Here is a 20,041-nt window from a genome sequence, read left to right as displayed (position 1 = left end):
CGATCAATCACGCCGTGAAGCATCATTTAAGCGAACTGGACGAACGCGGAACACCTGCATAGTCGTGTAGGACGCAGGCTGCGGCGGTGCATCGCGCGACTTATCGCGCGGCGTGATGCAAGAGCGTGGGAGAGGCTTCGGCATCGGCGGAACGCCGCCGATGCGGTGCTGGCGAAGGGAACGAAAGAGCGCTTAGCGAGGACGTCCGCCGCGACCGATATCCTGAAGACGCACGACAGCATTGCCTGCGGCATCGGTCTTCTCGGGGATCTTCCAGGCGTGACCGTAGACGAGTTCGAACGTCAGCGCGATCGTGCCATCGGGGCCACGCTGGCGCTCCAGCGCCGCTCGCAATGCCGCAAGTCGCGCCCGCCCCGTCAATCCCTGACGACGCTCGGGCTGCGGATTTACCCCAAGCAGGCGAACGTCGCGCAGCAAGGTATCGGGCGATTCGAACGTCAGCGTCAGGCGCTCCATGTCGGTCACGGGCGTATCGAATCCACTCGCCACCATCATGTCGCCCAGATCGTGCATGTCCGTCGGTTCCAGCGCGTGAGGAAGGCCGTCGACTTCCGCCCACGCAGCACGCAACTCACGCAGCGTGTCGGGACCGTAGGCCGAGAACATCAGCAATCCGTCCGTCGTCAGCACGCGGTGCCACTCGGGGATCACGCGATGTGGTTCACGGTACCAATGGAGCGCAAGGTTCGACCACACGAGATCGAAGGCACGCGACGCAAACGGCAGCGCAGCGAAATCGGCCTGAACCACTCCATACGGAGGAGCGCTACGCAGCAGACGCCGCCAGCCGGTTGTCGCGCCAGCCGCAGCAGCAGCCTTCGCCATACCGAACGAGGCGTCGAGGCCGACACGGTAGGCATCGGGATATCGTTCGCCGAAGCTCTGCAGATCGCCGCCCGTGCCGCAGCCTGCGTCCAGGACACGTTTGGGTTTGAGCTTGATGTAATCGAGCCGGCTCGCGAGTCGCGACGCCACTTCCCGCATCAGGAAATCGGCGTCCTGCCAGTTCGGCGCGCGACGGTCGAACGCAGTGCGCAAAAAGCGTGCGGAGAACGCAGAGGACGGGTTTTGGGGAGCGTCGGAAGGCTTCATGGGACAGGCGAAAAGGCGAGTCGGCAGTATACTCGCTGCTGTCGGAACGCATCGGACACGCCCGCGCCGCTCCGCCCCATTCCGCACCACGCGCCTGTTAAACCGCCGCTATCGATCCACCGCCCTCTGCCTTTCATCCCGGATATTCGCCGTGCCCATCCTCTCTTCGCTCCTCCTGACGCCGACTCGGCTAGCGAGCGGATTGCTGCGCACTGCGTTGCCCGATCATTGCGCGATTTGTCGGCGACGAGCGCTGAGACAGATCTGCGACGCCTGCGCGACGGCATTCGACGCGAGCCAACCCGACGGCAGGCCGCGCTGTGCACGATGTGCGGTCGCTTTGCTGTCGCCGGTGTTGGCACTGGACGGAACGGTTGCACCAACGGCGAATGATGCGACAATTTGTCGCACCCCAGCATCCGCCCTCTGCGGACAATGCCTGCAAGACCGGCCCGCGTTCGACGCCACGCTGACGCTCGCAGACTACGTTCCGCCGCTCGATATGCTGATGATTCGTCTGAAATACCGCGGTGCGCTGCCGCTCGCACGGGAATTCGGCGAACGCCTCGGCGATGCCTTGAGAGACATCGTCCCGGCAAGCCGCCATCGAGACGCCATGCCGCTTGTGGTGCCCGTGCCCCTGGCACCCTCGCGATTGGCCTCACGCGGCTTCAATCAGGCATGGGAGCTGGCGCGCGTTGCGGCGCGGCGGGCACGGCTGCCAGCCAGTGTCGGGATGCTTCACCGGGAGCGAACGACACCGGCGCAGCGTCGGTTGTCGCGTGACGCGCGCCAGCGCAATCTGCGTGACGTCTTTGTCGCTAGCGAGCGTATCGAAGGGCGCCGCGTCGTACTGATCGACGACGTGATGACCACCGGCGCCACCTGCGACGCTGCGGCCGCCGCGCTCAAGCGGGCGGGCGCCACACACGTCCTCGCGGCCGTCGTGCTGCGCACGCCGCCCTCGGCCCACTCAATTAATTAGCTCACACTCATGTTCAACGTCGTTCTCGTCTCGCCCGAAATCCCGCCGAACACCGGCAACGTCATCCGTCTGTGCGCCAACACGGGTGCCCGGTTGCATCTGATCGAACCGCTCGGATTTCCGCTCGACGACGCGCGCATGCGACGCGCCGGGCTCGACTATCACGAGTACGCAGAGATGAAAGTGCATCGGGATTGGGCCGCGTTTCTCGCTGCCGAAGCGCCCGACCCTGCGCACATGTTCGCGCTGACCACACGCGGATCGCGCCCCTTCGGCGAGTTGTCGTTCGCGCCGGGCGACTGGTTCGTCTTCGGCTCCGAAACGCGGGGACTGGACCCGGACCTGCTCGACACGTTCGCCATGACGCAACGTGTGCGTCTGCCGATGCGTCCCGGCAACCGGAGTCTCAATCTCTCGAATACCGTCGCCGTCGTCGTTTTCGAGGCATGGCGTCAGCAGGATTACGCTGGCGGATCCTGATTTTCCAGTTCGCGCCGGTACAGCGCGAACATCGCCGCGTCGAAGCACACGAATTCAACGTGCTCGATGCCGGGAAAATGGGGCAGCGCGTCACTCACGGTGAAGACGGCGAGCGGCACGGCAAGCTCCGGCGGGTATCCGTAAACGCCACAACTGATCGCGGGGATCGCCACGCTCCGGCACCCTTGCTCGGCCGCCAGACGCAAGCTTTCGCGATAGCAACTCGCGAGTTGCGCGGGTTCGTCATTCGCACCGCCGTGCCACACCGGGCCCACGGTGTGAATCACGAACTTTGCCTTGAGACGAAAACCCGGCGTGAGCTTCGCCTGTCCGGTCGGACAACCGTGAAGCTTACGGCAAGCATCCAGAAGTTCCGGACCTGCGGCGCGGTGAATCGCACCGTCGACGCCACCGCCGCCCAGCAGCGATTCGTTCGCGGCATTGACGATGGCATCGAGCGTGGATTGCGTGATGTCACCCTGCGAAGCGTGCAGGTGACGATGGGGGCGGGTAACTTGCGACATGGGCATCTCTCCCTTGTTGCGAGTGCCGACGGCCCAAAGCCGTGGCAGGGGAACGACCTTCCGTCGGTTCGCGGTCAGACGAACGACCGGAAAGTCCGGCAAAACTTCGATGTGCTGCGAAAGCTGCGCTCAGTCCTGCGAGGCGTCGTCTTCGCGCTCTGCGCGGGCGTCGCGACGTAGCAATGCCTCCACCGCAGCACGCGCCGGAAGCCCTTCGAACAGCGTTGCACAAACGGCGTCCGTAATCGGCATCTCGACACCATGCGCACGGGCAAGATCGCGCACCGCTCGCGCACATCGTACGCCTTCGGCAACATGGCCCAACGAGGCCAACACCTCATCCAGCGACTTACCCGATGCGAGCTGCAAACCCACAGTGCGGTTACGTGACAGATCGCCGGTAGCGGTCAGAATCAGGTCGCCCATGCCGGTCAGCCCCATGAACGTCTCGGGCTTGCCGCCCAGCGCAACGCCCAGACGGGTCATTTCAGCCAGACCGCGCGTAATCAGAGCCGCACGTGCGTTGAGCCCCAAACCCAACCCATCGCTCACGCCTGTCGCAATCGCGAGCACGTTTTTCACGGCCCCGCCGACTTCGACACCAACAAGATCGTCACTCGAATAGATACGCAACGCGCCGAAGTGGCTCGCCTTGATCGTCAATTCGCAAAGGGACGGGACAGCACTCGCAATCGTCAGCGCGGCGGGCAAGCCCTTCGCAACTTCTCGCGCAAAACTGGGACCGGAGAGCGAACCACCAGCGACGGCAGGAAAAACGTCCGACACGATCTGGTGCGGCAACAGGCCTGTATCCGCTTCGAAACCCTTGCACAGCCAGATGAGGTTTTTCGGCGCATTCGCGGCCTTGGCCATATGGCCAGCCAGCGCCCGCAACCCGGCGACGGGGACGGCCGCAACGCACAAGGCGTGATCGCCCGCGCCATGCGCCATCGCCGTCTCGAAATCGCTTTCGAAACGCAGACGGGGAGATAAGGGGGAACCGGGGAGGTAAGCGGAATTCTCGTGCGTAGCGGCCAGTTGCGTCACAAGCGCGGCGTCGCGCGCCCACAAGACGACGTCATGGCGTGTTGCCATGTGACTCGCCATCGCGGTGCCCCAGGCACCTGCACCGAATACGGCAATCTTCATGTGGAAATCTCGACGCTGCGGCCGGTTAGCGTACTGGCCACGGCGTCGAAGCAGCGCAAGCGCTTAGTGGGTCTGGGCGGACGAGCCGTCAGGCATCACGATGCCCGGGGCCGGCGTCTCGCCGTTGGCCGCTTGCTGCTCGGCCAGTTGTGCCAGACGTTGCTCGTACAGCGCCTGGAAGTTCACTTCAGCCAGATGGATCGGCTGGAAACCAGCGCGGCTGATGGTGTCGGCCACATTGGCGCGCAGGTACGGGTAGACGATCGTCGGGCAGGCGATGCCGATGAGCGGATCGAGCTGTTCGACCGGCACGTTGCGGATTTCGAAAATCCCGGCTTGCTTACCTTCGACCAGGAACGCGACCTTGTCCTTGATCTTGGCCGTCACCGTGGCGATCACGGCGACTTCGAAGATTTCCTCGGCCAGGCGCTCGGCGGCGACGTCCAACTGCACTTCAACGGTCGGCATCTCCTGCTCGAGGAAGATCGCGGGCGAATTCGGCTGCTCGAGCGACAGATCTTTCAGGTAGGCGCGCTGGATGCTGAAAAACGGCTGATTCTGGTCGGACATTTCGTTTCCTTGGAATTGAGACAGCCGCGCAATCACGCGGCTGGGCGACTATTTTGCAGGCGGTATCAGGCAGCTTGCAAGAGCGGAACGAGACCACCGGCACGATCGAGTGCCGACAGATCGTCGTAACCGCCAATATGACGCTCGTCGATGTAAATTTGCGGTACGGTGCGACGCCCCGTGCGCGACATCATTTCTTCGCGACGGGCCGGTTCCTTGTCGATCAGGATCTTCTCGATCTCCTGAACACCGCGCTGACGCAGCAGGCGCTCCGCCATCTGGCAATACGGGCACACTTGCGTGCTGTACATCACGATCTTCGGCATGACTGCAACTCCTTGATTACTTGATCACCGGCAAACCGGCTTCCTGCCAGGCGGCAACACCGCCCTGAAGGCTGAACGCCTCAGCATAACCAAGATTGCGAAGGAGCGTCTGAGCGCGCGCCGAGCGTTGGCCGCTCTTGCAGACGATCAGGACCGGAGCCGCCTTGTTCTTGATGACGCCCGCGACCTTTTGCTCCACGTCGTCGAGCGGCACGTTACGTGCAGACGGCAGGTGGCCAGCGGCAAATTCCTCAGCCGTGCGCACGTCGAGCACCACGGCGCCCTTACGGTTGATGAGCTGGGTTGCTTCCACGGTCGACAGACCGCGACCGCCGCGCTTGAATACCGGCCAGGCCAGCATGCCGCCCGAAACGAGGGCGATGGCGATCAGCGCGAGGTTGGTGTAATCGGCAAAGAACTTCACAAACCACCTGAAAAATATCAAAAGAATCCGATCATTATAAAATATTCCGTGATTGCGCCGACGGGTCTCGTTGCCAATCGTTGCGCCGGGCGTCGGCGGCTCCCTTTGCGAAGCCCCGAATGTCACCGCGAAGTGACGCCAAACCCTTACCGGGCCTGGCTCCGCCCGATGCAACGAACTGCCCCGCCTCCGTCGGCTGCCCCCGCTTTCCTACTCTGACTGAAGTTTGCTTATGTACAAGCTCGTTCTTATCCGCCACGGCGAATCGACGTGGAACAAAGAAAACCGCTTCACGGGATGGGTCGACGTCGACCTGACCGAAAAGGGCGTCGCCGAAGCCAGCCAGGCCGGCAATCTGCTCGCCGAAGCCGGTTTCAAATTCGACCTCGCCTACACCTCGGTGCTCAAACGCGCCATCCGCACGCTCTGGCACGTGCAGGACGCAATGGACCAGATGTGGATTCCGGTGGTGCACAGCTGGCGTCTGAACGAGCGTCACTACGGTGCGCTCGCCGGTCTGAACAAGGCTGAGACGGCCGCGAAGTACGGCGACGATCAGGTCCATGTGTGGCGTCGCAGCTACGACACGCCGCCGCCGCCGCTGGCCGCGGATGACGAACGCAGCTCGTACAACGATCCGCGTTACGCCAAGCTCAAGCGTGAAGAGATTCCGCTCACCGAGTGCCTGAAGGACACGGTGGCGCGCGTGCTGCCGCTGTGGAACGAGTCGATCGCCCCGGCCGTGCGTGCGGGCAAGCAAGTGCTGGTCGCCGCGCATGGCAACTCGCTGCGTGCCCTCATCAAGCACCTCGACAATATTTCGGACGACGACATCGCCGGCCTGAACATTCCGAACGGCACGCCGCTCGTGTATGAACTGGACGCCGATCTCAAGCCGATCCGTCATTACTATCTGGGCGATCAGGACAAGATCGCCGGTGCACTGGCTGCCGTCGCTGCGCAAGGCAAGTCGAAGTAAGTCTCAGCCAACGTGCTGACGGCTGCGACGCTCTCTTTCGGGCGAACGTCGCAGCCGCTCTCTGGCATTCTCGCCATCTTCCCGCCATCTCGCCGCACGCGCCCTCGCTTCAGACTCACCATGCAGCCGGCCTTCGCGACCCCCGAAATCTCCGATCTCTCGGGGGAATCCCTACGCTTTTCTGTGCATTTCCCCAAGCGCGCGTAGGCATCCGTAATACGCGGTAACACGAATTCCGCGCATCCCTTGCGTCTGCACGCAGTCAGGCGATCCTTGGCGCGGGCACGCCCCACCGGCGAAAGCGACACACTATCGGGCGACGTTCGACGAAATTCGCCGTGCAACATGGCCTGGAACGGAACTTTTCGTAGAACCACTCAGGAAAAGTCCCTGTCGAATGGGCAATGTCCCGCCTGCGGGCAAACGGTTATACTTCGCCAAAGTGCGCGCGCCGATTGGCGTGCGCCCCAAAATTCCGGGAATTCCACGCCTATATGCGCCAAACCCTCAAACACATCGGCCTGATCGTGCTGGGCCTCGCGACCGGTGCGGCTGCCACCCTCGCGTTCTCGCAGGCATCCGCCCAAAGCGCTACCACGCCGTTGCCGCTCGAACAGCTTCGTCTGCTGGCCGAAGTGTTCGGCCAGATCAAGCGCGAATATGTGCAGCCGGTCGACGACAAGAAGTTGCTGACCGCTGCCATCAAGGGGATGGTGTCAAGCCTCGACCCGCATTCGTCGTATCTCGACAAGGACGAATACAAAGAACTCCAGGAACAGACGCGCGGCCGCTTCGCCGGTCTCGGCATCGAGATCTCGCAGGAAGACGGCCTCGTGAAGGTCATCTCCCCGATCGAAGACAGCCCCGCGTTCAAGGCCGGCCTGAAGCCCGGCGACCTGATCACCCGCATCGACGACAAGCCCGTGCGCGGCATGACGCTCGATCAGGCGGTCAAGCGCATGCGCGGCGCCCCGGGCAGCAAGGTCACGCTGACGATCTTCCGCAAGTCGGAAGAGCGCACGTTCCCGGTCTCGATCGTGCGTGCCGAGATTCGTGTCCAGAGCATCAAGGGCAAGCTGCTCGAACCGGGTATCGGTTACGTGCGCATCACCAGCTTCCAGGAACGCACCGTGCCGGATCTGGCCAAGAAGCTCCAGGAACTGGCCAAGGACCAACCGCTCAAGGGCCTGATCCTCGATCTGCGTAACAACGGTGGCGGCATTCTCCAGTCGGCTGTCGGCGTGTCCGCTGCATTCCTGAAGGAAGGCGCGGTGGTCGTGTCCACCAACGGTCAGATCGAAGACGCCAAGCAGACGTACAAGGCGACCTTCGACAACTACCGTCTGTCGGCCAGCCCGGACGATCCGCTCAAGGGCGAAGCCCCGATCTGGAAGACGGTGCCGATGGTCGTGCTGGTGAACGCTTACTCGGCGTCCGCCTCGGAAATCGTGGCCGGCGCCCTGCAAGATTCGAAGCGCGCCATCATCATGGGCAAGACGACGTTCGGCAAGGGCTCGGTCCAGACCGTACGTCAGATGGGCCCGGACACGGCACTGCGTCTGACCACGGCTTACTACTACACGCCGAGCGGCCGCTCGATCCAGTCCATCGGTATCAAGCCGGACGTGCCGGTCGACCAGAATCCGAAGGGCGATCCGGACGACGTGCTGGTTACGCGCGAAATCGATTACCAGAACCACCTGCACAACACGCAAACGCCTGACGAGCAGAAGGAAATCGACGCACGCGAAGCCCGCCGTCTGGAAGAACTGCGCCGCCTCGAAGAAGAGAACGCGAAGAAGACGCCGGACGAGCGCAAGAAGGAACGCGAAGAACGTCTGCCGGATCTGGGCAGTGCCGACGACTTCATGCTCCAGCAGGCCGTTCACCAGATCAAGGGCGAACCGGTCCAGCGCACCAAGTCGCGCCTCGAAGCCAACGCCGGCCCGCTGCCGAAGGACGCTTCGAAGGCCACAGCACCAGCTGCCGGTGCCAAGACGGATCCGAAGACGGACACCGTCGTGCCGGCCAAGCCTGCGGACAAGAAATAAGCAACGGCTTTACACTACAAACCGTGCCCGCGAAAGCCGGCACGGTTTTTTTATCCCTTTCCGTTTTGCGATGAACGACGATCAGCTGCTGCGTTACTCCCGCCATATCCTGCTCGACGAACTCGGCATCGAGGGCCAGGAGCGTCTGCTTGCCGCGCACGCGGTCATCGTCGGTGCGGGCGGTCTCGGCTCGCCCGCTGCGCTCTATCTCGCAGCGTCAGGCGTCGGACACATCACGCTGATCGACGACGACACCGTCGATCTCACCAATCTGCAACGCCAGATTCTTCACGATACGCAGAGCGTCGGACAGCCGAAGGTTGAATCCGGTCGCGAGCGCATCGCGCGCATCAATCCGGGTGTGGTCGTCGACGTCATCAACGAGCGCGTGGACGAAGCCCGTCTGACGACAATCGCACGCGGTGCCACCGTCGTGCTCGACGGCTCAGACAACTTCGCGACACGTCACGCGGTCAATCGCGCCTGCGTCGCTGCCGGTGTGCCGTTGGTCTCGGGCGCAGCGCTGCGCTTCGACGGACAGATCAGCGTGTTCGACGTGCGCAACGACGCGTCGCCCTGCTATGAGTGCATTTTCCCGGCGGACGAGCCGTTCCCCGAGCAAGCCTGCGCCACGATGGGCGTGCTCGCACCGCTCGTCGGCATCATCGGGAGCATGCAGGCCGCCGAGGCGATCAAGCTGATCACTGGCATCGGCACGCCGCTCGTGGGCCGTCTTCAGATGCTCGACGGTCGCAAGATGAGTTGGCACACCATGCATTGCGCCCGCAATCCGGAATGTAAAGTCTGCGGACAGCGGCACTGATTGCTTGGGGAATGGCTGAGGACGCGCCCGGCGTCGTCCTAAATTTCGGCCACACGCCTCGCCATCGATCAGCGAGAAAGAAAAAGCGGACGCTTCCTCACGGGAGCGTCCGCTTTTGCGTTGTGCGACGCACGTCGGCCGATCAGGCCACCGCAAGTCTCGCCAGTGCGGCCTGCATTTCCTCAGGTTCGGTCGCGGCGAGCAGCTCCTGCACCGGCCGCTCCAGATCCGGCAAATGCGCACGCAGAATCTCCTGCTTGACCTGAAGCAACTGACTCGGGTGCATCGAAAACTCGCGCAACCCCATGCCGAGCAATAGACGCGTCGCCGTCGGATCCCCCGCCATTTCGCCGCACACGGCGACCGGCACGCCGAAAGCGTGTGCTTCACGAATCGTCATGGCGATGAGACGCAGCACCGCCGGATGCAGCGGGTCGTACAGATGCGCGACGGCATTGTCGGCGCGGTCGATCGCCAGCGTGTACTGAATCAGGTCGTTCGTGCCGATGGACAGGAAGTCGAGCCGCTTCAGGAACATGGGCACGGTGAGGGCGGCGGCGGGCACCTCGATCATCGCGCCGAGCTTCACGTTCGGGTCGTAGAGCAGACCGGCGGCGTCGAGTTGCGCTTTCGCTTCACGCACGAGTTCGAGCGTCTGATCGATTTCCTGCGCGTGGGCCAGCATCGGGAACAGAATCTGCACCTTGCCGAACGCCGATGCCCGCAGAATCGCGCGCAGCTGCGTGAGGAACATACGCGGCTCCGACAGACTCCAGCGAATCGCGCGCAGTCCCAACGCCGGGTTCGGCGCGGTTTCGTACGTCTCGTGGCTGTCGAGCGGCTTGTCGGCCCCTACGTCGATGGTCCGGATCGTGAGGGGCAGACCGTGCATCGCCTCCACCGCGCGCTTGTACGCCTCGAACTGCGCCTCTTCCTCCGGCGCTTCCTCCTCGTTCATGAAGAGGAACTCGGTGCGGAACAGGCCTACACCGACCGCGCCCGCATCGACGGCCGTCTTGGCGTCTTCCGGCAATTCGATGTTGGCGAACAGCTCGATGGGCGTGCCGTCGATGGTTTGTGCCGGGGAGTGCTTCAGGCGCTGCAAGCGACGTTCTTCCAGCGCACGCTCGCTTTGCCGGTAGCTGTACTCTTCGAGCACGATCGGCGCCGGGTCAACGATGACGATGCCGTGATCGCCGTCGATGATGATGACGTCGTCCTGCTTGACGAGCAGACTCGCCTGCGCCACGCCGACCGCCGCCGGAATGCCGAGACTTCGGGCAACGATGGCGGTATGCGACGTCTTGCCGCCGAGATCCGTGACAAACCCCTTGAACGTCTGCGACTTGAATTGCAGCATGTCCGCCGGGGCGATGTCGCGGGCCACGACGATCATGTCGTCGCGTGGCGTCTCGGCCACAGCATGGCGAATGCCGGGTGCACCCGCAAGGGCCTTGAGCACACGCTCCGTGACCTGTTCGATGTCGGCGCGACGCTCGCGCAGATACTCGTCTTCAATGTCCTCGAAGCGTGCAACGAGCACTTCGAGTTGCGTCGTCAGCGCCCACTCCGCGTTGTAGCGACGCTCGCGAATGAGTTTGACGACGGCGTCGACCAGCAGCGTGTCGTTCAGAATCAGGGAGTGAACATCGAGAAACGCGCCCATCTCGCCGGGCGCATCGTCGGGCAGTTCTTCCTTGAGGGTGTCGAGTTCCTGCTGGACTGTCGCCTGAGCACTTTGGAAGCGCGCGACTTCGTCATCGATCTGGCTGGGATCGAGCAGGTAGTGCGGGACATCGAGCGTGGCGGGCGCGAGCAAATAAGCGCGTCCGATCGCGATGCCGCGGGAAACGGGAATGCCGTGCAGGGTGAAAGACAAGGAAGTCTCCCCAGTTCAGAGGCGGTGATTCGACCGAATTCTATGTGTATTACTGCCCTCGGGACAGCGAGCGGCGGTGCGGCGACAGCACGGCCCGCAAGATGCCGGTGTGCTGCAAGATGCGGCGCGCCTGCCGACGCCACATCACTTCCGCAAGGCCTTATTCCCCTTCGCCGAACTTGTTCGCGATGAGGTCGAGGATTTCCTTCATGGCCTGAGCCTCATCCGAGCCTTCGGTCTCGACTTCCACCGTCGAGCCGATGCCGGCTGCCAGCATCATGACGCCCATGATGCTCTTCGCGTTGATACGCCGACCGTTCCGGGTCAGCCAGACCTCACTCTGAAATTTCGCCGCCAGTTGCGTCAGTTTTGCGGATGCCCGGGCGTGCAAGCCCAATTTATTTACGATCGTCGTTTCTTGTCGAAGCATGTTTCAGTGTGACGTAGTGTGTGTGGCCGGCGCACCCGCGCCGACTTCCAGAATACCTTTAGATCCGCCCGAAAGCACCTTCTCCGCCAGCGTATCGAGCGGCACCGAGCGGTAGCACACCGCTTTGATGAGCATCGACAGGTTGACCCCCGCGAGCACGCGCACTTTCGGACCCACCAGTTGTGCCGCCACATTCGACGGCGTCGCGCCAAACAAATCGGTGAGGACCAGCACGCCGTTCTCTTCGCGCAATTGCGCGAGGCGCTCTTTTGCGACGTCTACGAGCGCCGCCGTGTCCTGGTCGGGGACCACGTCGATCGCGCCGATGCGCGACGGACAACCACCGTAGATGTGCGAAACGCACTCGCGAAGGGCCGAAGCCAGCGGTGCGTGGGCAATGATCAGAATTCCAGCCATGATGCTAGGCACGCCGGGCGCCGCGGGTGTTCGGGATACAAACACAACGACGAACGCGAACCTGTCGATTTTGGGATTCTTATTTTAGCAGGCGCGCCAAAATCCCGAATTAACCCTGAAATTTCATTGGGTTAGGGACCGCCCCAAGCGGGTTCTCCGCAGGGCCGGCCCAAATAACGCGAGTTCCGTGCGGCAATCCCATGCGTCGCCGCGCGCTGCCACGATCCGGACGTCTCAGACCGCCAGTTCCAGCGCGTCGATGAACATCTTCGGCACGTCGAAACCGGTCTGATCGGTGATTTCCTGGAAGCACGTCGGGCTCGTGACGTTCACTTCCGTAAGGTAGTCACCGATAACGTCGAGACCCACGAGCAGCAAGCCGCGTTGCCAGAGGACCGGCGCCAGCGTCTCGGCGATCTCGCGATCGCGTGCCGTCAGATCGCGCGCCTCGCCCAGGCCACCGGCCGCGAGGTTGCCGCGCACTTCGGTGCCTTGCGGAATCCGGGCGAGCGAATGCGGCACCACCTTGCCGCCAATCACCAGCACGCGCTTGTCACCCAGCTTGATGTCGGGAATGAAACGCTGCGCCATCACTGAACGTGCGCCGTTCTCGCCGAGCATTTCGATGACCGAGCCGAGGTTGCGCTCGTCCGGACCGATACGGAACACGCCCGTGCCACCCATACCGTCGAGTGGCTTGTAGATGACGTCGCCATGTTCGGCGTGAAACGCGCGCAGACGTGTAGCGTCGCGCGTGACCAGCGTCGGTGCGACAAACTGGCCGAATTCGGCAATCGCCAGCTTTTCGGAATGATCTCGAATCGCGCTCGGCTTGTTGAACACACGAGCGCCAGCGCGCTCGGCAATCTCAAGCAACCACGTGGAGTTGATGTACTCCATGTCGAACGGCGGGTCCTTGCGCATGATCACCGCGTCGAACTCGGTAAGCGCCGCCACGCGAATGTCGACGACTTCGTACCAGGCGTCGGCGTCACCCGTCAGACGAATCTCCTTCACGCGCGCATCGACCGTAGCGCCTTGCCATGCCATCTCGTGCGGCTCGCACGCAAAAATGCGGTGCCCGCGACGTGCGCCCTCGCGCATCATCGAGAACGTGGTGTCCTTGTAAATCTTGAACTGGTCGAGCGGGTCGGCGATAAAGAGAATCTGCATCGATCGGAGGGAGTCTTGGGGGTTCGGATGCACACACCGCAAGCTGCGGCGACAGGCGTCTATTCTAGCCGAGGCGTCGTTTTGCCGCTGCGCAGTCCCAGGAGCAGCGACGCGTCGCGCACCGGATCCAGCCTTGCCCGCATGAGCGACAGATGCGTCTTGAGCGTCTGCACGCCTATCGCGCAAGCTTCGCGCGTCTGCGTGCGAGACTGCCCCGCCAGCAAGCGCATCGCGATCTCCCGCTGCACGGGCGTCAGCGCCGTATCCCACAACCGCGCCAACAGGCGAATGACGGGGGGCACGGCGAGATGCAGGGAGATGCGTACGCGCTCCGTGGCGCGCCCGCCCATGCCGCAGAGATAAGTGGCGTGCAGGTGCAACGTGCCGCCCGGCACCGACAACGTCGTACCGATTTGCGCCCCCGGGACGACCGCACCGGACATACCGCAGGGATGCAGCGTCAATTCGTCGGCCAGCCGCTGGCAAGCCCGCACGACCACACAGGCATCGGGCCATGCACGCCCCGGCACCAGTTGCCAGACGCGTCGCATAAGTGCCAACGCGCCCGGATCGGCCCACTCGGGCTCACGCCGGTGCCACACGAGCGTGCCCGATACGTCGGCACAGACAGTCCCCGCCCCCTCCGGCATCGCCTGCCCCTCGACGGCATGCATCGCGCTCGCGAGAGATGAGAGCGGCGGAAGCGGTGGGAAATGCGGACGTGCCGGAGCTTTGGCAAACTCGGCGGCCACCGCCTCGAACGCGGCGACGTCTCGCGCGCTGAACGCCTGTCGCGTCCGGCTGCGCGACACGAGTAACCGCAACGCGCCGAGGGGAGGCGTCTGCCCTGTCGGACTGGCCCCTTCGCCCCCTTGGGAAGGCGTCTGTTGCAGGCGTTCGTCGGCCACGCGACTCGTGGGTAGCAGATAGGCGTCGAGCACATCACCATCGGCCAAACAAGCATCAAGCTCCGGCGGGCGGTGAAGATGGCTCGGCAACGACGAACGTCTCGCCGCACCGGAACGCTTGCGCGCGTGCCCGAACAACACGCCACCGTGGTGCGGCGACTGAATCGACGACCCTCGCAACTCGGCCGCAGACGGCATCGCCCAACCGCACGATGCCAACCGCTCACACGCCGATAACGGTGCGTGCGGGGCGTACCCACACGTAACCTGTGCGGCACCTGAGGGATCGCTCACCGGACTCGCACCGTCGTGCGCATGGCACCAGAGCGCGACAACGCTGTCGGCCGAGAGCCACACGCGCAGCGTCTCCAGCCACAGCGGCAGGTAGCCGAGTGTGTGGACTGGCAATTGATGTATTTGGCGAAGGCACGCGCGCAAGTCCCCCTGCACTCCCATGCGACTCCCAATCAAAGTTGATTCCGGGGAAATTTCCTATTCCGCGTGAACACAGACGGACATCCCCCATTCGGGGGATGTTTGTTGCGTCAAACGGCCGCATCATCGCTCCATTGCTGACGCGAACCGGGACGGATCGGCACAGTACACCGATCCAGGAGGTGAAGGGGATGCGCAGGGAGCCAGTTTGCGGGGTGAACCGCCCAGGGAAGCCCCGATTTCCGGTCGTTGCATGAGGCGACCGGTAAATGTGACGCCCGGCTAGTCGGGGGGCCAGCCGGGCGTCTTTTTCTTTTCGCCTCTCAGGACGAGAGGCGTCTGAGACCATCGTCAAGCGGACGTCGTCTCACGCCAAATTCAGAAACTTCTCAAAGCGACGCCGAAGCCCGCCGAAACCGATAGCGCGCGGCAAGTTGTCACTCGCCGCGCAACGTGCCGCATTGCGCGACACCCGTCGGGATCGATCAGTACGTTTCGGGATCCGGATCGGTACGCTCCAGTTCGACCGACGCCGCCAGCAGCGCGAGACGCGCCACCACACCGTACATATAGAAGCGATTGGGCGGTGCTGCCCCCGGCTTCGCGTGGACATCCGGCAGCGCCGTATGCTCGAACGCAAGCGGCACGAAGTGCATGCCGGGGGCGTTGAGGTTTTCGTCGGTGCCGCGCCCGGTATGGACACGGTAGAAGCCGCCCACCACGTAGCGATCGATCATGTAGACGACCGGCTCCGCGACCGCCTCGTTGATGCGCTCGAACGTGTAGACACCTTCCTGCACGATGAAGTCGTGCACTTCGAGCCCCTCCTTCACCACGCTCATCTTCGAGCGATCACGGCGATTCAGGTTTTTGAGCTCGGCGGCGTCGTGCACCATCATCACGCCCATGCCATACGTCCCGGCATCGGCCTTGATGACGACGAACGGCTTCTCGGTGATCCCGTACTCGCGATACTTCTTGTTGATCTTCTTGAGCACGGCGTCGACGGTATCGGCAAGCTTCTCCACACCGACGCCTTCGTCGAAATCGACGCCCTCGCACTTCGCGAAGTACGGATTGAGCATCCATTGATCGACGTCGATCATTTTGGCGAATTTCTTGACGATATCGTCGTAGGCCGAAAAGTGCTGGCTCTTGCGACGCACCGCCCAACCGGCGTGCAACGGCGGCAACAGATATTGTTCGTGCAGATTTTCGAGAATCGGCGGAATGCCCGCCGACAAATCGTTATTGAGCAGAATCGAGCAAGGATCGAAGTTCTTGAGCCCCAGTCGGCGCGGCGTGCGCTCCAGCGGCTCGATCACGACGTGCTGCCCGTCCGGCAACTCGATGGTCGTCGGTTCGGTGATGTCGTCCGACACACTACCCAGACGCACATTCAGTCCGGCGTGACGCATGATCGTCGATAGCCGCGCGATGTTCTGCAAATAGAACGAGTTCCGCGTATGGCGTTCGGGGATCAGGAGCAGGTTCTTCGCATCGGGGCAAATCTTCTCGATGGCGGCCATCGCGGCCTGCACAGCGAGCGGCAACACTTCGGGTGCCAGATTATTGAAGCCACCGGGGAAGAGATTGGTGTCGACGGGAGCGAGCTTGAAGCCGGCATTTCGCAGGTCGACCGAACAGTAGAACGGCGGCGTATGTTCCTGCCACTCAAGCCGGAACCAGCGCTCGATGGCGGGCGTCGCATCGAGGATCTTCTTTTCCAGGTCGAGCAAGGGGCCTTTCAGGGCCGTGACGAGATGCGGAACCATGCTTCTCTCATATCCAGATGGAATATCGATTGTAGAGCATACGCTCAGCGCCCCCGCCCTTCGCCATGCCCCGGGAAGGGGCACCGGGACGCGGGGCCGATCACGCAGGAACACCGTCGATCAGGCGACGATTTCCGGCGTACGAGCACGCGTCGACAACGTTTATGGGGAGCGCGGCGCGATGCCGCGGTGAGAAGACATGGGGGCAAAACCGAGAATCACAAGCGCGGGGACGATTTCCGGAGGCGGGCCGAAAAAAACGGGCACCGCCTGGGTGCCCGCGCAATGCCGGGGCCGGCTGTCCGACCGGCTTCCGGCAACTCCTCTCGCGTCACCCGGGACGGGCCGTCTGGCCGTTGTCGGCGAGTCCTTGCCGACTCGCCGACGCTCCCGGGCTTTCCCCGGACGAAAGCCGGGGCTAAACGGTGCGATGAGACAGATGTCACTCAGGCGAATTCAGCGGCCTGAGTTGTTGCATCAGTTGTTGCTTCAGTTGTGATAAGCCGATTCGCCGTGCGAGGTGATATCCAGACCTTCACGCTCTTCGTCTTCCGGCACACGCAGACCCAGCACGATGTCGGCAATCTTGAAGGCGATGAAGGCGACGACCCCCGACCACACGAGCGTGGTCAGCACGCCCTGGAACTGAATCCAGACCTGCCCCGCAATCGAGTAATCCGGTGCGACCTTGTTGGCAACGTAGTCGTAGATCCCCGTGCCGCCGAGCGACGGCGCGGCGAACACGCCCGTCAGAATCGCGCCGAGCATGCCGCCCACGCCATGCACGCCGAACACGTCGAGCGCATCGTCGGCCTTGAGCAGGCGCTTCAGACCGTTCACACCCCACAGGCATACGAGACCGGCGATCAAACCGAGCACGATGGAGCCCATCGGACCGACGAAGCCCGCTGCCGGCGTCACCGCCACCAGACCGGCCACGGCACCCGACGCACCACCCAGCATCGACGGCTTGCCCTTGCCGATCCATTCACCTGCCGTCCAGGACAGCGTGGCAGCAGCGGTGGCGAGCAAAGTGTTGACGAAGGCGAGTGCGGCACCGCCGTTCGCTTCCAGACCCGAACCGGCGTTAAAGCCGAACCAGCCGAACCAGAGCAGCGACGCGCCGATCATCGTCATCGTGAGCGAGTGCGGCTTGAAGGCTTCCTTTCCGAAACCGACGCGCTTGCCAACCATGTACGAACCCACAAGCCCTGCGATAGCCGCGTTGATGTGCACCACCGTGCCACCAGCGTAGTCGAGCGCGCCCTTCTGGAACAGCCAGCCAGCGTGGGCATTGGCCGCGTCAGCCGCTGCCGCGTCGATGTAGGCATCCGGACCGGCCCAGAACCAGACCATGTGCGCCATCGGCAGGTACGAGAACGTGAACCAGATGACGGTGAACAACAGCACGGCCGAGAACTTGGCGCGTTCAGCGAAAGCACCGACGATCAGCGCGCAGGTAATCGCGGCGAACGCAGCCTGGAACGCCATGTACGCATACTCCGGCACATTCACGCCCTTACTGAACGTGGCCGCCACCGAGTCCGGCGTCATTCCCTTGAGGAACAAGCGATCGAAGCCGCCGAAGAACGCCCCGCCTTCGGTGAACGCGATGCTATAGCCGTAGATCGCCCAGAGGACGACTACCAGCGAGAAGATGATGAAACACTGCATCAGCACTGAAAGCATGTTCTTCGAGCGGACCAGACCGCCGTAAAACAGGCCAAGACCGGGCAGCGTCATGAGAATCACGAACGCGGTGCAGGTCAGCAACCAGGCCGTGTCGCCCTTGTTTGGCGGCACGGGCGCAGCCGCAGGAGCGGCCGGCGCAGCGGCTTGTGCAGCAGGTGCGGGTGCGGCCGCTGGCGTTGCGGCAGCCGCGGCGGGTGCGGGTGCAGCGGATTCCGAAGCGGCGACAGGCGCCGAAGCGTCCTGGGCCAGTGCGGCGCTGGCGCCGAGGCCCACGACACCCGTGAAGGCGGCGGCGAGCAGGAGTTTGGCAAGTAGTTTTTTCATGATTGTTGTCTCTTATGTGGGACCTTTACAGCGCGTCTTCGCCGGTCTCTCCAGTACGGATACGGACCACGTGCTCGACGTTGGACACGAAAATCTTGCCGTCGCCGATCTTGCCGGTACGGGCCGCCTGCTCGATGGCGTCGATCGCCTGATCGAGCAAGGCGTCGCCGATTACCGCCTCGATCTTCACCTTCGGCAGAAAGTCGACGACATACTCTGCGCCCCGATACAGTTCGGTATGGCCCTTCTGGCGGCCGAAGCCTTTGACTTCGGTCACCGTAATCCCTGCCACGCCGATGTTCGAGAGGGCTTCACGCACCTCGTCGAGCTTGAAGGGTTTCACAATTGCGGTAATCAGCTTCATGATGAGTCGCTCCTTAGAATGTCTTCGACAACCCTACGACGACCGTCGCCTTGGAAAGCACTTTGCCGGAATTCGCGGCGGTGTAGTACTTCTCGTCGGCGTTCGTATCGATGTAGGAGACCGACACGCTGAAGTTCTTGCCCAGGTCCTTGGACAGGCCGATCTTCCAGTCGGTGTAACTTGCGGCGCTGAAGTTGTGCACCCACTGATGACCCACGTGTCCGACGGCCGAGAGACCCCAGAAGCCGATATCGTAGGTGCCCGTCAGGTCGAGATAGCCGCTGTTGGTCGTGTCCTGACCGTCAGGGCTCGTAAGACCGAACAGACGGGTCATCGAGTGCGAATACTTCAGCGTTACGGTTTTCCAGCCCACCGCGGCATACAGCTCGAACGTATGCGGGCGTGCGTAAAACTGGCCGGACGGATAAGTGCCCGGGTAGTAGTACTGCAAACCACCGACATCGATGGTCCAGTCGGGAATGATTTCTTTCTTCCAGCCACCATAGAAATCCATCTCGATGGGTGCGCTGACGGCGGGATTACCATCCGAAATCCAGCTGATGTTCGACGCCCACACACCGGCGTACAGACCGGACTCGTGCGCGATATCGAAACCGCCCTGAATCGCCGGACGCTTGGCCGTTTGCGAAATGCCGCGGAAGCGGTAATCCGAGAACAGACCGACGTTGGCGGTAATCGTCAGCGGTTCGGCGGCAGCCGCAGCTGCGTCGGCCGGTGGTGCTGCGGGTGCTGCTGCCGGTGCGGCGCCTTCGGCGGCCGCTTGCGCAAATGCGCCGGCAGACGCCGTCATTGCACCAAGGAACACAAAGCCAGCCATCGCAGTTGACACTTTTCTCATCACTTTCCCCTTAAGTTGACGTTCCACGTCTTAGTACAGCGTGCGGCAGGTTCTGAACTGGGTAGAGCAACTCCCGTGCCAGGTCCTTCGACCGCGTATGCTGCGACGCGCAAGATACGAATTTCGGGATAAAAAATTGGCAAAATTCGGGGGGACGTGAGGCGTGCAAACGACAGCCAGGAACAACAAAGCGCGGTAAATCGTGTCAAAAGGGCACGCGGGCGCGGCTGGCCGGGCCGCTTGAGTGGCTGGGCGCAAAAAACGGTGTTAGAGTTGCGCCAACATTGAGAGGCCGCGCCGGAATGCACCACGTTGCACCGGTCTGGCTGGCACGACGAAGCACGTTGACGGTGCAAGCACC

General features: G+C 62.9%; 20 protein-coding genes. 5 read left to right on the top strand and 15 right to left on the bottom strand.

The window, feature by feature from the left end:
- Window positions 1–192: 192 nt before the first annotated feature.
- Window positions 193–1,113, bottom strand: a complete 921-nt coding sequence (locus NTU39_RS03005) for a methyltransferase domain-containing protein (protein ID WP_150664128.1) — start codon at window positions 1,111–1,113, stop codon at window positions 193–195.
- Between the two features lie 340 nt (window positions 1,114–1,453).
- Here NTU39_RS03005 and NTU39_RS03000 point away from each other — a divergent pair, with 340 nt between their 5' ends.
- Both NTU39_RS03000 and trmL read left to right on the top strand, forming a co-directional pair.
- The gene (locus NTU39_RS03000; protein WP_174984559.1) at window positions 1,454–2,098 is read left to right on the top strand and encodes a ComF family protein; all 645 of its coding nucleotides are present in this window, start codon (window positions 1,454–1,456) and stop codon (window positions 2,096–2,098) included.
- Between the two features lie 9 nt (window positions 2,099–2,107).
- Window positions 2,108–2,578 (top strand): tRNA (uridine(34)/cytosine(34)/5-carboxymethylaminomethyluridine(34)-2'-O)-methyltransferase TrmL, encoded by a 471-nt coding sequence (trmL, locus tag NTU39_RS02995; protein WP_150664126.1) that lies wholly within the window; start codon window positions 2,108–2,110, stop codon window positions 2,576–2,578.
- On the opposite strand, the gene NTU39_RS02990 is transcribed toward trmL, so the two are convergent.
- From NTU39_RS02990 to NTU39_RS02970, 5 genes are all read right to left on the bottom strand, one after another.
- Window positions 2,560–3,108 carry an O-acetyl-ADP-ribose deacetylase gene (locus NTU39_RS02990; RefSeq protein WP_150664125.1) on the bottom strand — a complete coding sequence of 183 codons (549 nt, stop codon included), beginning with the start codon at window positions 3,106–3,108 and terminating at the stop codon, window positions 2,560–2,562. The two genes, trmL and NTU39_RS02990, sit on opposite strands and share 19 nt — an antisense overlap.
- Window positions 3,109–3,231: 123 nt before the next feature.
- Window positions 3,232–4,251, bottom strand: a complete 1,020-nt coding sequence (locus NTU39_RS02985) for an NAD(P)H-dependent glycerol-3-phosphate dehydrogenase (RefSeq protein WP_150664124.1) — start codon at window positions 4,249–4,251, stop codon at window positions 3,232–3,234.
- Window positions 4,252–4,314: 63 nt separating this feature from the next.
- The gene (gene secB, locus NTU39_RS02980) at window positions 4,315–4,821 is read right to left on the bottom strand and encodes a protein-export chaperone SecB (RefSeq protein WP_039395381.1); all 507 of its coding nucleotides are present in this window, start codon (window positions 4,819–4,821) and stop codon (window positions 4,315–4,317) included.
- A gap of 65 nt (window positions 4,822–4,886) precedes the next feature.
- A complete protein-coding gene (gene grxC / locus NTU39_RS02975; RefSeq protein ID WP_039395378.1) occupies window positions 4,887–5,147 on the bottom strand; it encodes a glutaredoxin 3 in 261 nt (86 codons plus the stop codon).
- 16 nt (window positions 5,148–5,163) lie between these two features.
- Complete coding sequence (locus NTU39_RS02970) at window positions 5,164–5,571, bottom strand: rhodanese-like domain-containing protein (RefSeq protein WP_039395376.1); 408 nt, start codon at window positions 5,569–5,571, stop codon at window positions 5,164–5,166.
- Window positions 5,572–5,803: 232 nt separating this feature from the next.
- On the opposite strand from NTU39_RS02970, the gene gpmA reads away from it, so the two are divergent.
- The 3 genes from gpmA (at window position 5,804) to NTU39_RS02955 (ending at window position 9,424) form a co-directional block, all read left to right on the top strand.
- Window positions 5,804–6,550 carry a 2,3-diphosphoglycerate-dependent phosphoglycerate mutase gene (gene gpmA, locus NTU39_RS02965; protein ID WP_039395373.1) on the top strand — a complete coding sequence of 249 codons (747 nt, stop codon included), beginning with the start codon at window positions 5,804–5,806 and terminating at the stop codon, window positions 6,548–6,550.
- A gap of 494 nt (window positions 6,551–7,044) precedes the next feature.
- Window positions 7,045–8,601 carry a S41 family peptidase gene (locus tag NTU39_RS02960; RefSeq protein ID WP_257959172.1) on the top strand — a complete coding sequence of 519 codons (1,557 nt, stop codon included), beginning with the start codon at window positions 7,045–7,047 and terminating at the stop codon, window positions 8,599–8,601.
- A gap of 70 nt (window positions 8,602–8,671) precedes the next feature.
- Window positions 8,672–9,424, top strand: coding sequence for a HesA/MoeB/ThiF family protein (locus NTU39_RS02955; protein ID WP_150664122.1), 753 nt, complete (start codon window positions 8,672–8,674; stop codon window positions 9,422–9,424).
- 142 nt (window positions 9,425–9,566) lie between these two features.
- On the opposite strand, the gene ptsP is transcribed toward NTU39_RS02955, so the two are convergent.
- The 9 genes from ptsP to NTU39_RS02910 all read right to left on the bottom strand — a co-directional run bounded on the left by ptsP (window position 9,567) and on the right by NTU39_RS02910 (window position 19,680).
- On the bottom strand, window positions 9,567–11,303 hold the full coding sequence (gene ptsP, locus NTU39_RS02950; RefSeq protein ID WP_150664121.1) for a phosphoenolpyruvate--protein phosphotransferase: 1,737 nt from the start codon (window positions 11,301–11,303) through the stop codon (window positions 9,567–9,569).
- Window positions 11,304–11,463: 160 nt separating this feature from the next.
- Entirely contained in the window at window positions 11,464–11,733 is a 270-nt protein-coding gene (locus NTU39_RS02945) for an HPr family phosphocarrier protein (RefSeq protein WP_046290625.1), read from the bottom strand.
- 3 nt (window positions 11,734–11,736) lie between these two features.
- Window positions 11,737–12,150 (bottom strand): PTS sugar transporter subunit IIA, encoded by a 414-nt coding sequence (locus NTU39_RS02940; protein WP_046290624.1) that lies wholly within the window; start codon window positions 12,148–12,150, stop codon window positions 11,737–11,739.
- Window positions 12,151–12,384: 234 nt separating this feature from the next.
- Complete coding sequence (gshB, locus tag NTU39_RS02935; protein WP_150664120.1) at window positions 12,385–13,323, bottom strand: glutathione synthase; 939 nt, start codon at window positions 13,321–13,323, stop codon at window positions 12,385–12,387.
- Window positions 13,324–13,382: 59 nt separating this feature from the next.
- A complete protein-coding gene (locus NTU39_RS02930) occupies window positions 13,383–14,639 on the bottom strand; it encodes a helix-turn-helix transcriptional regulator (RefSeq protein ID WP_257959171.1) in 1,257 nt (418 codons plus the stop codon).
- A 512-nt stretch (window positions 14,640–15,151) separates the two neighbouring features.
- Window positions 15,152–16,441 carry a glutamate--cysteine ligase gene (gene gshA / locus NTU39_RS02925; protein ID WP_150664118.1) on the bottom strand — a complete coding sequence of 430 codons (1,290 nt, stop codon included), beginning with the start codon at window positions 16,439–16,441 and terminating at the stop codon, window positions 15,152–15,154.
- Between the two features lie 489 nt (window positions 16,442–16,930).
- Window positions 16,931–18,457 carry an ammonium transporter gene (gene amt, locus NTU39_RS02920; protein ID WP_150664117.1) on the bottom strand — a complete coding sequence of 509 codons (1,527 nt, stop codon included), beginning with the start codon at window positions 18,455–18,457 and terminating at the stop codon, window positions 16,931–16,933.
- 25 nt (window positions 18,458–18,482) lie between these two features.
- On the bottom strand, window positions 18,483–18,821 hold the full coding sequence (locus NTU39_RS02915) for a P-II family nitrogen regulator (protein WP_010804740.1): 339 nt from the start codon (window positions 18,819–18,821) through the stop codon (window positions 18,483–18,485).
- Window positions 18,822–18,834: 13 nt separating this feature from the next.
- Entirely contained in the window at window positions 18,835–19,680 is an 846-nt protein-coding gene (locus NTU39_RS02910) for a TorF family putative porin (protein WP_150664116.1), read from the bottom strand.
- Window positions 19,681–20,041 lie beyond the last annotated feature (361 nt).

It is taken from the genome of Pandoraea commovens (assembly GCF_024704525.1).
In the GTDB taxonomy this organism is placed as follows: Bacteria; Pseudomonadota; Gammaproteobacteria; order Burkholderiales; family Burkholderiaceae; genus Pandoraea; species Pandoraea commovens.
The sequence above is the reverse complement of the archived record's forward strand: the minus strand, read 5'-3'. Positions and strand labels throughout refer to the sequence as shown.

What these genes read in the sequence shown, in the direction of transcription:
- NTU39_RS03005 (WP_150664128.1), bottom strand. Translation starts at nt 1,113, where the DNA reads ATGAAGCCTTCCGACGCTCCCCAAAACCCGTCCTCTGCGTTCTCCGCA.
- trmL (WP_150664126.1), top strand. Translation starts at nt 2,108, where the DNA reads ATGTTCAACGTCGTTCTCGTCTCGCCCGAAATCCCGCCGAACACCGGC.
- NTU39_RS02990 (WP_150664125.1), bottom strand. Translation starts at nt 3,108, where the DNA reads ATGCCCATGTCGCAAGTTACCCGCCCCCATCGTCACCTGCACGCTTCG.
- NTU39_RS02985 (WP_150664124.1), bottom strand. Translation starts at nt 4,251, where the DNA reads ATGAAGATTGCCGTATTCGGTGCAGGTGCCTGGGGCACCGCGATGGCG.
- secB (WP_039395381.1), bottom strand. Translation starts at nt 4,821, where the DNA reads ATGTCCGACCAGAATCAGCCGTTTTTCAGCATCCAGCGCGCCTACCTG.
- grxC (WP_039395378.1), bottom strand. Translation starts at nt 5,147, where the DNA reads ATGCCGAAGATCGTGATGTACAGCACGCAAGTGTGCCCGTATTGCCAG.
- gpmA (WP_039395373.1), top strand. Translation starts at nt 5,804, where the DNA reads ATGTACAAGCTCGTTCTTATCCGCCACGGCGAATCGACGTGGAACAAA.
- NTU39_RS02960 (WP_257959172.1), top strand. Translation starts at nt 7,045, where the DNA reads ATGCGCCAAACCCTCAAACACATCGGCCTGATCGTGCTGGGCCTCGCG.
- NTU39_RS02955 (WP_150664122.1), top strand. Translation starts at nt 8,672, where the DNA reads ATGAACGACGATCAGCTGCTGCGTTACTCCCGCCATATCCTGCTCGAC.
- NTU39_RS02945 (WP_046290625.1), bottom strand. Translation starts at nt 11,733, where the DNA reads ATGCTTCGACAAGAAACGACGATCGTAAATAAATTGGGCTTGCACGCC.
- NTU39_RS02940 (WP_046290624.1), bottom strand. Translation starts at nt 12,150, where the DNA reads ATGGCTGGAATTCTGATCATTGCCCACGCACCGCTGGCTTCGGCCCTT.
- gshB (WP_150664120.1), bottom strand. Translation starts at nt 13,323, where the DNA reads ATGCAGATTCTCTTTATCGCCGACCCGCTCGACCAGTTCAAGATTTAC.
- gshA (WP_150664118.1), bottom strand. Translation starts at nt 16,441, where the DNA reads ATGGTTCCGCATCTCGTCACGGCCCTGAAAGGCCCCTTGCTCGACCTG.
- amt (WP_150664117.1), bottom strand. Translation starts at nt 18,457, where the DNA reads ATGAAAAAACTACTTGCCAAACTCCTGCTCGCCGCCGCCTTCACGGGT.
- NTU39_RS02915 (WP_010804740.1), bottom strand. Translation starts at nt 18,821, where the DNA reads ATGAAGCTGATTACCGCAATTGTGAAACCCTTCAAGCTCGACGAGGTG.
- NTU39_RS02910 (WP_150664116.1), bottom strand. Translation starts at nt 19,680, where the DNA reads ATGAGAAAAGTGTCAACTGCGATGGCTGGCTTTGTGTTCCTTGGTGCA.